Annotated in this window: 14 protein-coding genes and 1 tRNA gene; all 15 read right to left on the bottom strand. The window is 48.3% G+C overall.

What is annotated here, in order from left to right:
• On the bottom strand, positions 1-90 hold a 90-nt coding region (tnpA, locus tag EOJ37_RS15100; RefSeq protein WP_420820638.1), incomplete at its 3' end, for an IS66 family insertion sequence element accessory protein TnpA.
• Between the two features lie 87 nt (positions 91-177).
• Positions 178-1,050, bottom strand: coding sequence for an STM4011 family radical SAM protein (locus tag EOJ37_RS11960; RefSeq protein WP_127960137.1), 873 nt, complete (start codon positions 1,048-1,050; stop codon positions 178-180).
• On the bottom strand, positions 1,050-2,360 hold the full coding sequence (locus tag EOJ37_RS11955) for an STM4012 family radical SAM protein (RefSeq protein ID WP_127960136.1): 1,311 nt from the start codon (positions 2,358-2,360) through the stop codon (positions 1,050-1,052). The genes EOJ37_RS11960 and EOJ37_RS11955 overlap by 1 nt, the downstream gene beginning before the upstream one ends.
• Positions 2,351-3,151, bottom strand: coding sequence for an STM4013/SEN3800 family hydrolase (locus EOJ37_RS11950; protein ID WP_127960135.1), 801 nt, complete (start codon positions 3,149-3,151; stop codon positions 2,351-2,353). Before EOJ37_RS11950 ends, EOJ37_RS11955 begins: the two co-directional genes overlap by 10 nt.
• Positions 3,148-4,308 carry an STM4014 family protein gene (locus EOJ37_RS11945; protein WP_127960134.1) on the bottom strand — a complete coding sequence of 387 codons (1,161 nt, stop codon included), beginning with the start codon at positions 4,306-4,308 and terminating at the stop codon, positions 3,148-3,150. The genes EOJ37_RS11950 and EOJ37_RS11945 overlap by 4 nt, the downstream gene beginning before the upstream one ends.
• An 8-nt stretch (positions 4,309-4,316) precedes the next feature.
• Positions 4,317-5,237 carry an STM4015 family protein gene (locus EOJ37_RS11940; RefSeq protein ID WP_127960133.1) on the bottom strand — a complete coding sequence of 307 codons (921 nt, stop codon included), beginning with the start codon at positions 5,235-5,237 and terminating at the stop codon, positions 4,317-4,319.
• Between the two features lie 875 nt (positions 5,238-6,112).
• A complete protein-coding gene (locus EOJ37_RS11935) occupies positions 6,113-7,447 on the bottom strand; it encodes a DNA-processing protein DprA (RefSeq protein ID WP_127960132.1) in 1,335 nt (444 codons plus the stop codon).
• Positions 7,444-9,549 carry a RecQ family ATP-dependent DNA helicase gene (locus EOJ37_RS11930; protein WP_127960131.1) on the bottom strand — a complete coding sequence of 702 codons (2,106 nt, stop codon included), beginning with the start codon at positions 9,547-9,549 and terminating at the stop codon, positions 7,444-7,446. Before EOJ37_RS11930 ends, EOJ37_RS11935 begins: the two co-directional genes overlap by 4 nt.
• Entirely contained in the window at positions 9,546-9,752 is a 207-nt protein-coding gene (locus EOJ37_RS11925; RefSeq protein ID WP_206194056.1) for a hypothetical protein, read from the bottom strand. The genes EOJ37_RS11930 and EOJ37_RS11925 overlap by 4 nt, the downstream gene beginning before the upstream one ends.
• Positions 9,753-9,764: 12 nt before the next feature.
• The gene (locus tag EOJ37_RS11920) at positions 9,765-9,974 is read right to left on the bottom strand and encodes a helix-turn-helix domain-containing protein (protein WP_127960130.1); all 210 of its coding nucleotides are present in this window, start codon (positions 9,972-9,974) and stop codon (positions 9,765-9,767) included.
• 253 nt (positions 9,975-10,227) lie between these two features.
• Complete coding sequence (locus EOJ37_RS15095; RefSeq protein ID WP_127960129.1) at positions 10,228-10,533, bottom strand: Arm DNA-binding domain-containing protein; 306 nt, start codon at positions 10,531-10,533, stop codon at positions 10,228-10,230.
• A gap of 173 nt (positions 10,534-10,706) precedes the next feature.
• Positions 10,707-10,782 (bottom strand) — tRNA-Gly (locus EOJ37_RS11910).
• 176 nt (positions 10,783-10,958) lie between these two features.
• A complete protein-coding gene (pgsA, locus tag EOJ37_RS11905; protein WP_127960140.1) occupies positions 10,959-11,504 on the bottom strand; it encodes a CDP-diacylglycerol--glycerol-3-phosphate 3-phosphatidyltransferase in 546 nt (181 codons plus the stop codon).
• A gap of 58 nt (positions 11,505-11,562) precedes the next feature.
• Positions 11,563-13,395 carry an excinuclease ABC subunit UvrC gene (gene uvrC / locus EOJ37_RS11900; protein ID WP_127960128.1) on the bottom strand — a complete coding sequence of 611 codons (1,833 nt, stop codon included), beginning with the start codon at positions 13,393-13,395 and terminating at the stop codon, positions 11,563-11,565.
• Positions 13,388-14,044, bottom strand: coding sequence for a UvrY/SirA/GacA family response regulator transcription factor (gene uvrY / locus EOJ37_RS11895; protein ID WP_127960127.1), 657 nt, complete (start codon positions 14,042-14,044; stop codon positions 13,388-13,390). The genes uvrC and uvrY overlap by 8 nt, the downstream gene beginning before the upstream one ends.
• Between the last annotated feature and the right edge of the window lie 686 nt (positions 14,045-14,730).

The following is a 14,730-nucleotide window of genomic DNA, read 5'->3' as shown; positions in this document are numbered from 1 at the left end:
TTGCTGACAAAAAATCTGCCCGGAAAGGCCAGATGTCTGCCAGAGAATAATTTGTTCACGCCAGTAGTCGGCACGTTGTTGTGATTTCATGATGGCACCTCTGTATTAAATGAACGCAGAGGTAGTGTTGCGCAGTCAATGGCTAAAAAACAGATGCTGATTTAAGGCCGCTTACGATTAACTCATAGAAACAGAAGAAGGTATTCTTTCCAAAACACCATCGCCGAATAGCGGGTAGAGCTGTCGTTCCGGCATATGAACATAGCCGATATGACATTGACAGTGGTTACGTGAACAAGGGCGTGGAATCAATACGCTGCGATAATCTTGCTGATAAATATTACCCAGTTTTTTATCGATAAAATGGCAGCGGCGGATGGTTCCATGCTGATCAACACTGATCACTTGCTCTCCTGTCAGGCAGGCTTTACCCAAACTTTGATAATCTTGCGCATTGATATTGAATAGTGGATCTATCTGGTTAAGAAAAAAAAACTGTTCCGGCTTATAGGGGTAGCAGCGTGATCTGCTACGGTAGGCATTCACCCACAAATAGATCTCTGGTGCTAATGCGGCTCGTAGCTCTGTAATCGCCGCAAAGTGTGACGGTTTGCCCACTACGCCGACACTAAAACGAATTTGCTGCGTGATTAAGTCGTCAATTTGACGTAAAAAATCGACCAACGCCACTTCACCAGGGTGATAGGTTACCCATAGTGCAACTTTGTTCTTGTCCGCCTGCTGCAAAAAATCTAACCGGCCGCTGAGATTGGTTTGAAACACCACTTTTTCTATATGTGCCGTCTGGCTTAACGTTATCAGCGCCTGTTGATAATGTTTGCGTATCAATGCTTCTCCCCAAGGGGTAAAGAACAGCTTCAGTGCCAGATCACTCTGTTGTTGTGCCCAAGCGGTAAAACGCCGTAACGAGCGCCGATCAGCCTGGCGCTCAGCAGCACTCTCTTGGTGTTTGGCAAATGGACAGTAACCACAACTGTAATTGCAACTGCTGAGCACACCGCGATATAAAACAGTCAGCGAGGCTAGCATCACGTCAACTCATAACTGTCCATCTGATGCACAACCTCATCGGCGTATAACCACGGGCCGATAGCATCAGAATAGGCTAAACCCAAGCTTGTCAATGTGATCGAACTGTCACGCTGTTGTGCTAAGCCAGCGGGGAAAAGTGCCAGTAGCTGAGGATAATCTTGTAGCACATCACTAGCAAAACGCTGTCGATACAAGCTCAATGACAACCCAGCACTGCGCAGCAGTCCCTGGATAATAAACCGCCGCCGCTGGTTATCCAGATCAAGCTGGAAGCCGTAATTGACATAGGCAAAGTCTGCCCGCTCACGGCGGATATAGTGCTGTAGTATCGAACGTACCCCCTCTTGACCAACCGCATATTCGCTGGAGTAGTGCAACTGTTCGGTATAGGAGCGTGCACCACATCCCAAACCGAGCATACCGTCATTTTGACAACAATACTCCCCCTGCCCCGCAAGCGTGTGGCAACGACGAAACATGCGCATACTGACCTGCTGGTAACCGTGAGCCAACAGATAATCACGCCCAAGCTGATAAAGTTCGAACCGTTCGTCATCCCAAGATTTCCCTGAGAGCCCAATACCTGTCAGTGGTCTGACATAGAGCGGGTACAAAAACAGCTCTTCAGGCGCAAACGTCAATGCCGTTTGCAGACTGAATAACCAACTCTGTGGGGTTTGATGAGCCAAACCATAAATCAGATCAATATTTAACACAGGAATAGAGCTATGACGAATCGCATCGAGTGCCTGAAATACCTTGGCATTTCTCTGTGGACGCCCCACGCTTTTCACTTCACTTTCGACAAAACTCTGTATGCCGATACTCACTCGTTGGGTATGGTATTCAGCCAAGATAGACAATCGATCTCGTGTCGCTGTCGCAGGGCTGACCTCAACACTTGTTGGAACCGTGACGTAATCAACATTAAACAGATCGATGATCTGATACAGACGCTGCAACTCTGCAGGCTTCAGATAGGTAGGTGTGCCACCACCGATCGCCATTTGTACAATGTTGCTCTCACCAAGATCGTATTTGGTCTGTTGCACCTGCCTCTCTAACGCATCTAAATAATCTGTCACCAACGTTGCCGAGGTATTTACCGTAGTAAACAGGTTACAAAAATCACAGCGCATCTCACAAAATGGAATATGCAGGTATAAAAAAAGTGCCCGTCTATTCTGCTGCTGCCAAACCTCACTTAATCTGCGCGGACTAAATGGCCGATAAGCGGTTTTATGTGGATAAGCATAAGTATAAGATTTATAAGGTGAACTTAATAAGGTGGAAGCTATTAACGACATGAAGTGTCCTGCAAGATAAACTGGGTATAGGGTACCTCCCACACTGAAGGGTGAGCGAGACGATGGCCGAAAAAACCTTGTTCACCAAATGCCTCACCATGATCAGCACACAAAATGACTAACGTCGGCCTCCGAAGCGCCATCGCAGTGAACAATCGCCCAAGGTGGCTATCAGCATAACAGAGTGCCGCCGTTTGCGTTTCCAATGAGTCCTTCTTGGCATCAGTAAAAATATGCGTGGGTTGGTGCGTTGCGCTGACATTAATAAACAGCAGCACCCGCTTGTGCGATGGCAATCCACGCAATACCGCTAACGCCTTGTCAACCTGTCGCTGCGTAGAATGACGACTGGCAGGCCCCATGCTCGGCTCCCAATAAGCTTGTTGAAATAGCGCGGGAAATTGTGTTCCGAGCGGTGGTCGTAGATTAAAAAAACCAACGCCTCCGATACAGATGGTATCGTAGCCGCGCGCACTCAATGCCGCAGGCAGATCCGGTTCATCAAAGCTGAAGGTGGTCGCATCGGTCGTGGTTGAGCCAGCAAAGCGTGCGGCAAACAGGCGAGAATGTCGGCCGGGCTGGCAAGGTGTTGGCAGAAATCCGGCAAAAAAAGCCTGGTGCGATGGATAGGTAAACGTGCCCGGTGCATGGCACTTTTGCCAGCCCTGCACAGGCAAATACCGGCTTATTTCAGGCGTTTTACCCGCATCATGCGCCTGTTGCGCGACATCAAACCTTAAGCTATCGAGTGTAATAAACAGGATATCGTGGCTACCAATCAGCGACTTCATTGCAACTGCTCCTGTAACGCCAGCAATTGAGTGGCGTAGGTATCCAAGCCACGGTACAGCACCTGTCGGTGGTAGTCACCAAATGCATTCGCCTCCAGTAACACCATCCGACCTGAGGTAGTGATCAAAAGGTCGAGGCCACTGTAGAGTGCCCCTGGGAAGCAGGCAGCACCGCGCTCAGCCAATTCCAATAACTGCCGGTAACGCTGCTCTCCCAAACGTGCAACCAGTTGCTCAACCTCACCACGTCGACCACCGAGATGCAGGTTGGTGATACAGCCAGCACCGAGCCTAACCAAGACATGTGTTGCCTTACCCGCCGTAACAACTACCCGCACATCCATGACCCGGTTGTCCATACCCATCTTCGGTAGCCAACGCTCAATCTGCAATGGGTGATATTGTAATAATGCCCCAATTAGGCAGGCGATCTGACGTTCATCTCGATAATGTAGCAATCTGCGCGAATTGTAACAGCGTAACTCACCATGGCTGTTTATCATCTCAACCGTTGTTGAAGCCCGAACTCCCTGACGCCCAATCTGTAACGCCACTGCCCCTGATGCACTGCTGCCATGAGCCAGTTTGATAAACACTCGGTGATAGCCACTCGCTAGCATATTGCTACGCAACTGCTCATAACTATCACACTCAGGCAATGCTGGCGGTACTGGCAAACCAGCCTGAATAAAACGGCGCTGTGCTTCTCGTTTATCAAACATCGCCAGCACCTGCTGCTGTTGCCACGTCGATTGGGCAACACAGTGATCTATTGTTGGTAAACGCTTGTGCAGATGGTGCAGAAAACGGCTAAAACCACGGTACCACTGACGAGTCGGCATCAACCGCCCTTTTTCCAGATCCAGTGTGCTAATCTCTGTTGGCGATAGATCACCTTGCTGCTGTTGCCCCAGCGCCAACAGCAGGCGTTCAGTTGCCAGATCTTCACCTGACGAGTCCAAGCGCCAAATAACACCAGATGGCCAACATGTTGCTAACGCTGTGGAATGCTGCATCACCTGCATGTAGCTGATCGTTTGTGCTGCTGGCCAACGCAATTTAGCCAGTGTGTTTTGCAATGCAGCCACTCGTCGGCTACCAGGTGGTGCCACTACCACCACCTGGCGTGGAGATAAGTCATAACTTGGGGATAACATCTGCTGAGCTACTCGCCAATGGCGACAAAGCACCAATCTTCTTCAATATCTTGCTGTTCAGAGAGATCGATAACAATCTGCAAACCTGCCAACCGTTGCATCATTTCATCGTCTAAATAGTGGTGATGCAGATCCAGTTTTTTCAAGTGACGTAACGCAGCAGCCGCTTGGCACAAGATCTGCCCACCTTCATTAGTGAGCGTACCCAATGAAAGATCGAGTACCTCAAGTTGCGCTAAAATAGCTGACTGCACCACTTCAGCAACTATTCTATTCTGATCATGTGCATTGCGGAGCCCAAGATAGCGCAGCGCAGGCAGATTATCACCCTGATAGAGCGGTGCCAGATCATGCGGTTGATAGCTAGCACCATACTCGTCTGTGCCTAGATACAGTTCTAGGTGTTGTAGTGTCGGTAATTTGGCTTGTACAATCTGACGCACCGTTTCCGCATTCAAACCACCACTCTGAACAACCAAATGGCTCAGATTATTACTACGCAGCTCGGAAAACAGCAGATTATTACCGCCACGAACGGTGAAGTGGGTCAATCTAGGGTAGGCATTCATTAGTGGGCTGACATCAGTATTGTGCAACCAACTAATTTCACACTCTTCGACAATGATATCACCGAAAAACAGTGCGCTAAGATGAGGGAGCTGTGCCGCAGATTGAATAAGCATATCAGCTGCCTGCGAGGAATCTTCTTCATAAGCCTCATGACTCCACTGGCCAATCACTAACGCCTGCGTCTGCCCAGCTAGCGGATCACTCAAGTATTGCTGAAATTTTTCACTAAAACTGAAGGATTCATCATAATCAACACCGATGCGATAAGCGGTATTGTGCAAGTTTTCCAGCGGTTGCCCCGGAACCCAGGCAACGACTTTATAACCCGCAAACTCTTCCTGATGTTGGTAAAATGCCATGTTATCTTCCTCTCACTGTTTGGCTGGTTACCGTTGAGCCCTGATTGCCATTCACCAGCACACTGAGTTGCAGCAAATCTGCAACTTAAATAAGTTCGGCAACAGATCTCCATCATCACACCATTACCATAACAACATAAGCGCGTTAATTAATTGTCCGCCGATGTAAAGTGGGCGCCTTCTCTACACCAGAACACAGATAGTACAATAACCCTAGAATATCAAAAACTAAAAAATTCTGGTTATTGGTAATTACCCGGCCATCGAATAGCCGACCAATAGCATCTATCTGCTGGCCGTTATTTGTTCGATCACATTGGCAATCTGTTGTGACAATAACGTAATTGATGCGGGTCATGCTGCTGGCAAAGGTTGCGCTAGACACAATCCGTGAGCTTTATCAGCTTGAGCGTAAAATCAAACCTCGGTCGGCGGATAAGAAACGCTAATGGCGACGGCGATACGCCAAACCCCGGCTAAAGACCTTCCATCAATGGCTGTTGTTGCAACAAACACAAACGCTCCCCACTCGGGGCTGTAACATTAAACCCAAGTGGGAAAACAGGAGACAAAAACGCAGCATAAAAAACAGGCAAACAGTGACAACTATCTTGAAAAACACCGATCATTATTCCCGGGCATTAACTCGACGCACAGGAATAAAGGCGATGGGAACGGACACGGTAGCGTCATTGCGATGATGCTTGAGCCAGTAGAGAATACTGTTTTGCCATATTTTGCCTCAGGTTCGTTGTATTGAATGAAGGCAGCATGTGGCAGCAGAGTTTTGCGAGCAATATGAGATCACCGGACGCTTACGAATACTTGACCTCCTGCCACAGAGTTTCCTCTGCCATAGCCATGTTTGAATCCCGCTATGACTTTTCTTGTACTTGATAACGTACAGGATGATTGAGTTTTTTCACTACACCGTCACTCAAGGCTCGTTTCAACCAATTATTTAATTGCAATTTATGCAGACCGGTTAGACTGATAAGGTCATCGACAGCAATAGGAGTTGACGCTAATCGCTGAAGCTCAGTAATGAATAACTGATAGAAATCGACAGAGATTGATAACGGCTCATTTATTTCAGCAACTGTTTCCAACGGCGTAATGTTAACAATTTTCTCTTCAATGCTCGTCACCTTTCGCTTTGCTTCAGTAGTTTCTTTTTCTAATGCGAACTTAGACTCTGCAAACAATTCAGTTTGCGCTGGCATGGAAAAGAGATCAACTTGATCTTCCTTTACCTGATTTGCATGGCCCCCGTTATTTCTCATTAAATCAGCAATAGTTAAGGTTTGAGCATTAGCATCCAACCAACGACCACCTTTGGCTACCAAATCGGCATTAGCAGCATCTTTATCCGTCGTGTGTTTAACCCACAACGGTACCCAAGCTTTTTTCAGGTTTTCCTCTGCACCATTGAGTGTGCCACCTTTCTTGCCGGAATGAACCACCAAAGCAGTGTCGGCTAGGCAGTAAATGTACTTATTCCGCGCCATGGCATTACCAGCACTAAAGCCAGCCTCAGGGTGGAAAGGTGATACCAACACGGCATGATCATCCATCAAGCCTTTTCGCCACTTACTACTGGTGACAGCTTTTAACAGGCTGTCAGCCATTACACCGATGACACCACCGCCCTGCTTCATGGCCCCCAACATCGCAGTTTCATCTACTCCGCGAGCACCACCAGAAACGATAGTAATCCCTTCTAGCGCGGCTTTGGCACCCAGCTCATTAGTGAATATAAGGTCTGCGTCATTAGCATTGCGAGAACCAATTACAGCCAAACCTCCAGTATTCAATAACGCTCTATTACCACAACCAAACAATACAGGGGGAGAATCAGTTTTAAGTCGCTGCTTTAAGCGCCATGGATAATCAGGATCAGAACGAGTTACAACCCAAAGACCCGCTCTTTGCCATTTTTCCATAGCGATTGCCAAACTATGCCCGCGATTAAGCAATTGAACGATCCTATCCACACTGATTCGCGCGTCATACCAACCGTGGAGTAAAGCTTTTGGATCGGTGACCAACAGTTCGGCAGGTGTGGTGGATTTTTCTTTTAACCACAAAGCAAAACGCCCCCACTCCGCGTTAGTAAGCGGCTTGGCATCTTCGCTACTGGTTTTCGAAAAGTAACTGGTCAGCAACAAAGTCGCTTGTGCTATGGTTGACAATGAGCTGGATACATTCATGAGTCTTTCACCGAAGAGGACGCAAGTGCAACGGGATACACCTCGCCACTACCTGCCTGTTGTAATAGTGCCGCGATGACCGTCAGCGTCCAGCCAGAATCCACAATGTCGTCTACCAATAAAACTGGTGAATTAGGTATAGGTAGTAGCTGGTCTATCGCAAATACGCCATCCAGATTCCGACATTGATAGAAACGATTCTGTTGGCTTTTCTGTGGCTGATTGTCTCCCACTTTATGTACGGCATCCATGAACGGTAAACCTAGCCGAGCAGCCAATCGTCGAGCAAAATCCGGCACTAATTTAGGGTGATTACGTGACGGCACACAGCAAACCCATTGAGGGGCAGGATCCGGTAGCCAGCGCTCCAGAATCATTTCTGCCATTGCCTCCACTAAGTCATCACTAAAACGTCCAACATGTTTGTTATCAGCAACTGTGCCTCCCCAACCGGCATCACCCCAGCGAGACAAGACCCGCCCCTTCTGTGCACGAAGGGTCTGCGGTAAGTTGCCTCTAAATTCATATTGTACAAATGCATTGGCTGCTACTTGTACTTTTGGCTCAATCACCACTTCAGCATGTTTAAGAAAGGTGCCTGCTTGATGAGCCAAAATGGGATCAACAGGAACATTGATTACCGGAAAACCGAGGCAAGATGAACATTGACCACAGGACGTTTGATCAAGGTCATCCAGAGCTCGACGCAGGAAGGTCATCTTGCAAGTGGCATCAGCAAGGTATGCCTGGACTTCCTGCCATTCCTGAACACGCTGCCCTGTTAGATGGGCAATACGGGCATGATCCATTTGATAACAAACTGGCGTTCTGACCCACCGCCTGCCGTCTTTGATTACAGGGGCTGGGTTTTCCACGCTCAGCAGTTTAAGCACTTTCTCAATTTGACCATGCCGCAGGTTGGTTTGCTCTTCAATGCCACGAAGAGAAAGGCCATCGCTCTCTTCAAGTATCTGCAAAATTTCGTGGACATGATCTTCTGATGGAAATGCCGACTCCCTAAAAAATTCGTGGATATCTTGATCTTCCACGCCGGACATCAACACACCCACCGCATAGTCAATACCACGCCCAGCTCGACCGACTTGCTGGTAGTAGGCAACGATAGAGCCTGGGGCCTGATAGTGAATAACAAAACTTAAATCTGGCTTGTCGTAGCCCATGCCCAAGGCAGTAGTAGCCACCAAAACCTTTATCCTGTTGTGGAGTAACAGATCTTCCAGATGGTCACGGTACAAATTACTGTCACCAAAGCCTTCGGCCTGAACACTTCCGTGGTAAGCCTTAGCATCAATACCGTTATTACACAACCATTGCGCTACTTGCTCGGCATCTCGCACCGTTAGGGTGTAGACGATACCAGTACCCGGCAAAGTAGGTATCACCTGCGCTAACCAGGCCAAACGCGATGCCTGATCGGGCAACACCATGGTTTGCAAAGCAAGGCTTTCGCGGGTCAATGAACCACGGATGATCTGGATATCGCCTAGCTGGGTTTGAATATCTTCTATCACCCGATTATTGGCGGTAGCTGTTGTGCCGAGTACTGGTGTATTGACGGGCAACTGACGCAGGATATTGACAATTCGGCGATAGTCGGGGCGGAAGTCATGGCCCCAGTCGGAGATACAGTGTGCCTCATCAATCACCATCAAAGCTATACGGTTGGCAATCGGCTGCAAGACAGTTTCCATAAAGCTGTCGTTAGCCAAGCGCTCAGGAGAAATCAGCAAGCAATCGACTTGGTTATCCAATATGGATTGAGTCACCGCTGGCCAATTATTTGAATTGGTAGAGTTCATAGTTACAGCGACAATGCCCAACCGCTGCGCTGATTCAATCTGATTACGCATCAAGGCCAGCAAAGGTGACACGATAATAGTCGGCCCCATCCCCCGATCGCGGAATATTTTGGTACTGATAAAGTAAACCGAGCTTTTACCCCAACCAGTGCGCTGCACAACAAGCAGCTTTTGCTGATCATTAACCAACCTATCAATGGCCTCCCACTGGCCATCCCGAAATTCAGCGGTTGGGTTTGCCAACGCCGTTCGCAGTAATTGTTGGGCTTGCACTCGATTCATGACCACTCCTTGATTTGCACGGTCAGCTTGCCACGCATCAGTTTGGGTACCAATAAATATCGACTGTAGGCATAGCGTAAGAAGATCAATCCCATTACCGGCAAAAAATATTCATTACTAGCCAGTTCAGAGTTAACACGCAAGGTATCAGCTGATTTCCACTGGCGTTTTTTAATTATTTCAATATGTTCAAGTTGAGCCATGGGACTGAATTCCTAGTTATCTTTAGATTTATTTGATTCACCGATATTTGCACGGTTGTGTTGGGAAGAGATGTAGTGCTCCAGCTTACTTTGTTTGAACAGCCAAGAGTTGCCCACCTTAAAGCTCGGTAGTTCGCCGCTTGCGGCTAGGCGATAAATGGTCCGCTTGTTGACTTTAAGGTAATGAATCACATCTTTGATGGTCAGTATGGAGCCAGTCACGACGAGAAATCACACCAATGTCGAAAAAATTTATCATCGCCAATATATAGAAAACGAGGGATGAAGAGCAAGCAGAAGAGGCTTTAAGGTTGCTGAGCACCAAATAGGCGCAGGTTGTGTTTGACCGGGCAACAAGGGAGTAAAACGATGTCGGTAGCATGCGATCTAGATGCGGGATGAGTGTTTTTTTGAGTTTGAAGGTTTTCCTGTGCTGGGCGCTGTCAGCAATAGGGATTTCTGTTGGGTTGGCTTTTTATGGTTTGCGCTGCTTACCTAAACGGGGATCAATGCCATTCATAAGCTGGTCATGGGCCTGCTGACGTAATGATCGGGCTTTTTTGAGGTCTATTGTGGGGTAAGTGCCAAACGAGATGCGTTGTTGTTTGCCTTGCCAGCAGAAGCGGAAGAGCCAGAGTTCGGTGACGCACAGTAACAGGCCGTCTGTGTCCGTGAGGGTGTAGTTTTTGCCCGTGAGGCATGACTGGCAAACGATAGTGTCTGAAAGGGCAATCGGTCTTTCTCCTGTGCAGGGGGAGAAAAATTCTTGCCTGTACAGCAAGGGGCACTACAGCAACAATCCACACTGTCTGCACTCCACTTTTAGAGGTACTTAAAGATGTACTTGTTTTGTGTGGATGAGGGTGTTTGTGGCTGGTTTTCAGTTTACTGCTGTTCAGTGAAATGTTTTTTCAATGAGTTGTGGCACTTGGCGGTTCACTGTGTAAGAAAACTTGGAGCGGGAAACGAGACTCGAACTCGCGACCCCGACCTTGGCAAGGTCGTGCTCTACCAACTGAGCTATTCCCGCATTGAAGGTGACTAGGTTACTCACTAACCCTAGCGATTTGGTGCTGTGCATTTTACTGATCAGCAGGCTTCAGTCAACACAATTGTGTGCTCAGGGCACAATCGCGACCTCACAGCTATGTCGCAACATGATGCCGACAGCGCAACGAATTCAACCATTGATGTACCGAAAGTGGTTCAATCACGTAAGTCATGACGTGCAGCATATAGATACTGGAACATCGACCAGAAGGTGAGTGCCGCCGCAATATATAACAACACGATACCGGCATATTCCACTGAAATATTAGGGCGCCACAGTAGACCGATCAACGCGATCATCTGAGCCGTGGTTTTCACTTTGCCAATCCAGGATACTGCGACGCTGCTGCGTTTACCAAGTTCCGCCATCCACTCACGCAGTGATGAGATAATAATTTCGCGTGCAATCATAGTGGCAGCCGGTAGTGTGATCCACCATGTGTGGTAATACTCAGCCACCAGCACCAGTGCCACCACCACCATGACCTTGTCTGCTACGGGGTCAAGAAAAGCACCGAAGCGGGTGGTCTGTTTCCAGCGCCGTGCCAGAAAACCATCAAACCAGTCAGTGATTGCCGCAAAAACAAAAATGAGCGCGCATAACATCGGTGCCCAACCAAATGGTAAGTAGAATACCAAAACAAACAGTGGGATCATGACCACGCGCGAGAGGGTCAGCCATGTGGGTATGTTCAATTGCATCATGCTTGGATAGCTATCTGGCCTAAAAGTGAATTGGCTCTATGTTGCAACATTGGCTTCACTGTTTCAATGCATTGTGAATTTTTTCTGCCAAGGCGTGAGAAATACCAGGCACTTTGGCTATCTCTTCAATGCTAGCGTTTAACAGCGGCTGTAGTCCCCCCATGTATTTGAGCAAAGTCTGGCGGCGTTTTGGCCCAATCCCTTCGATCTGCTCAAGCGCACTGCTACTTTTTACTTTGGCGCGCCGCTGGCGGTGGCCAGTGATTGCATGGTGGTGTGCATCGTCGCGGATGTGCTGCAATAGGTGCAGTGCCGGTGAATCCGCCGCTAAGGCGATGCCCTCGCCTTGTGGTTGTAAGAACAGCGTCTCTAACCCAGCTTTGCGGTCACTCCCCTTAGCAATACCGATCAGCAGCGGCTGCTCTTTATTCCACTTTACATTCAGCGATTGAAAAACATCCATTGCCATGGCCAGTTGCCCTTTGCCACCATCAATCACAATCAGATCAGGAATTTTCTTCTCATCCAGCTCTTTGCCATAACGTCGTTTCAACACTTGTGCCATCGCAGCGTAGTCGTCACCTGGTGTGATGTCGACGATGTTGTAGCGCCGATATTCAGCACGCAGTGGGCCATTGTTATCAAATACAACGCAGGAGGCGACGGTCTGTTCACCCATGGTGTGGCTGATATCAAAACATTCGATCCGTTTGATTTCGCTTAATTTGAGCAACTCAGACAATGCAGTCAGCCGTTGATGAACCGTGGCGTACTGCGAAAGTTTGCTGACTAACGCAGTGGCTGCATTGGTGCGTGCCAATTTCAGGTAACGCGCCCGATCACCACGCGGCTTACTCTGGATATCGATCTTGCGCCCAGCAATTTCACTCAGTGATGCTGCCAGTAACGCTTTTTCAGGCAGTGCAAAGTCCAGCAGGATCTGCGTTGGTAGCGTGCGCATTTGGCTACCTTGCAGGTAGAACTGGCCAACGAAAGTTTGCACCACTTCGCTCAATTCAGTTCCTACAGGCACTTTCGGGAAATAGCTGCGGCTACCTAACACACTGCCCTGTCGAATAAATAGCACGTGCAAGCAGGCCATGCCAGCATCAAAAGCGACGCTGATCACATCCAGATCTTCCCCGTTCCCAGCGACGAACTGTTTTTCCGTCACCCGGCGTACCGCTTGGATCTGATCACGAATGCGTGCTGCCTCCTCAAATGCCAGTTGTCTGCTCGCCTGTTCCATACGCTCAATCAATTGATGTAGTACCTGCTGATCTTTTCCCGATAGAAACAGCCGCACATACTCAACCTGTTGCTGATATTCCTCTTCAGTGACTAAGCCAGCCACACAAGGAGCCAAGCAACGGCCAATCTGGTACTGCAGACAGGGACGCGAGCGGTTACGGTAAACGCTGTTTTCACACTGCCTGATCGGGAATAACTTTTGCAGCAGTGCCAATGTTTCACGTACAGCATGGGAATTGGGAAACGGGCCAAAGTAGTCACCTTTGATCTGTTTAGCACCACGATGCACGCTCAAGCGCGGATGTTGGTCGGCACTGAGCAAAATGTAAGGATAGGATTTATCATCACGCAGCAACACGTTATATCGTGGGAGATATAACTTGATGTAGTTGTGCTCAAGTATCAATGCTTCTGTTTCGGTGTGCGTGACAGTCACATCGATCTGCGCGATGTTTTTAACCAGTGATTCAGTTTTGCGGCTGGATAGTTGTGTGCGGAAATAGCTGGCAAGGCGTTTCTTCAGATCTTTTGCCTTGCCAACGTAGATGACAGTACCAGCCAAGTCGTACATCCGATAGACGCCCGGTTGGCTGGTGACCGTTTTTAGAAATGCCTGAGCATCGAAACCTTCACTCACTCGTTACTAATGTCTCCGCGTTAAACAAACCATGTTTGATCGCCAAATGAGTCAGTTCTACATCACCATTGATGCTCAGCTTGCTGAACATACGATAGCGGTAGCTATTGACCGTTTTCGGGCTGAGATTCAGTTGTTCCGAAATCTCATTCACCTTCTGGCCTTTGGTGATCATCAGCATAATCTGCAACTCGCGGTCAGACAAGCTGGCGAATGGGTTTTCCGCCTGAGGCTGTAGCTGGCTCAACGCCATCTGTTGCGCAATGTCTGAGGCAATGTAACGCTGCCCCGCATGCACGGAACGAATGGCACTAATCACCTCTTGTGGCGCGGCACCTTTACTTAAATAACCTGCTGCACCCGCCTGCATCACTTTGGCAGGGAGCGGGCTTTCAGTATGGATCGTCAGCATAATAATCTTAGTATCTGGCGAATAGCGCACAATTTTGCGCGTGGCTTCCAAGCCGCCGATACCTGGCATATTCATATCCATCAACACAATATCAGCACTATTGCTGCGGCACCACTTCACGGCATCCTCGCCACATTGTGCTTCACCAACAACTTTGATTCCTTTGATATCTTCAAGAATGCGTCGGATCCCTGCGCGCACCAGTTCGTGGTCATCAACGAGAAGAACGCTAATCAAGGAAAATTCTCCAAAATAGGGAAGTAAAACAATTTATTACTCTTTGTCATCTATCCCCATATCACACCATAACCGCAAATGAGGGGCGGTCACTCCGTTGATTCATCCCGTCACCTTTCACTTGCACTTCTGCGTATAGTTAATGAAAACAGATACCGCTTACGTTGCCGTTATTATTCATTGCGTTGGTATTCAACGAAATTTGTTATCCGTTGTTTTGGCTGGTTGTTATTGCCGGCTATCATCACTGTCATTGTTGATAGCGGGTAAACCGCACTTTTTACTACTATGGTTGTATACTTTTGTTGCCACAACCATAACAGCTCACCAATAGCTAAACTTACTGTCGCAACCCTCCCTTGTCACCAAGAGCGGCTGGAGACCGCCGTTGCCAGTAACGGTTGCGCCATTATTGAGGGTTATGCCACGCTGACAAGCACCGCGCTTCCGCAAAATGACTAACAATAAATCCCGCATTAGGTCATATGTTAATTTACAGAGAATTCCCAGACTAGTACTTACTCATTGTTTTCTCTGCAAATAAACTGAGCCTTATTACCCGTAACATCACTGGACGCAGTCAGGTGATTGCGTAGTAATCCTACAAAAACCCGCTAGTAACCACAAAAAATCACCAGTCACAAGCCAACGATAACGTAGACACAGCCCTCTGATTACCCAACTCT

The sequence above is a fragment of the Serratia microhaemolytica genome (assembly GCF_004011885.1).
Taxonomy (GTDB): domain Bacteria; phylum Pseudomonadota; class Gammaproteobacteria; order Enterobacterales; family Enterobacteriaceae; genus Serratia_G; species Serratia_G microhaemolytica.
The sequence above is the reverse complement of the archived record's forward strand: the minus strand, read 5'-3'. Positions and strand labels throughout refer to the sequence as shown.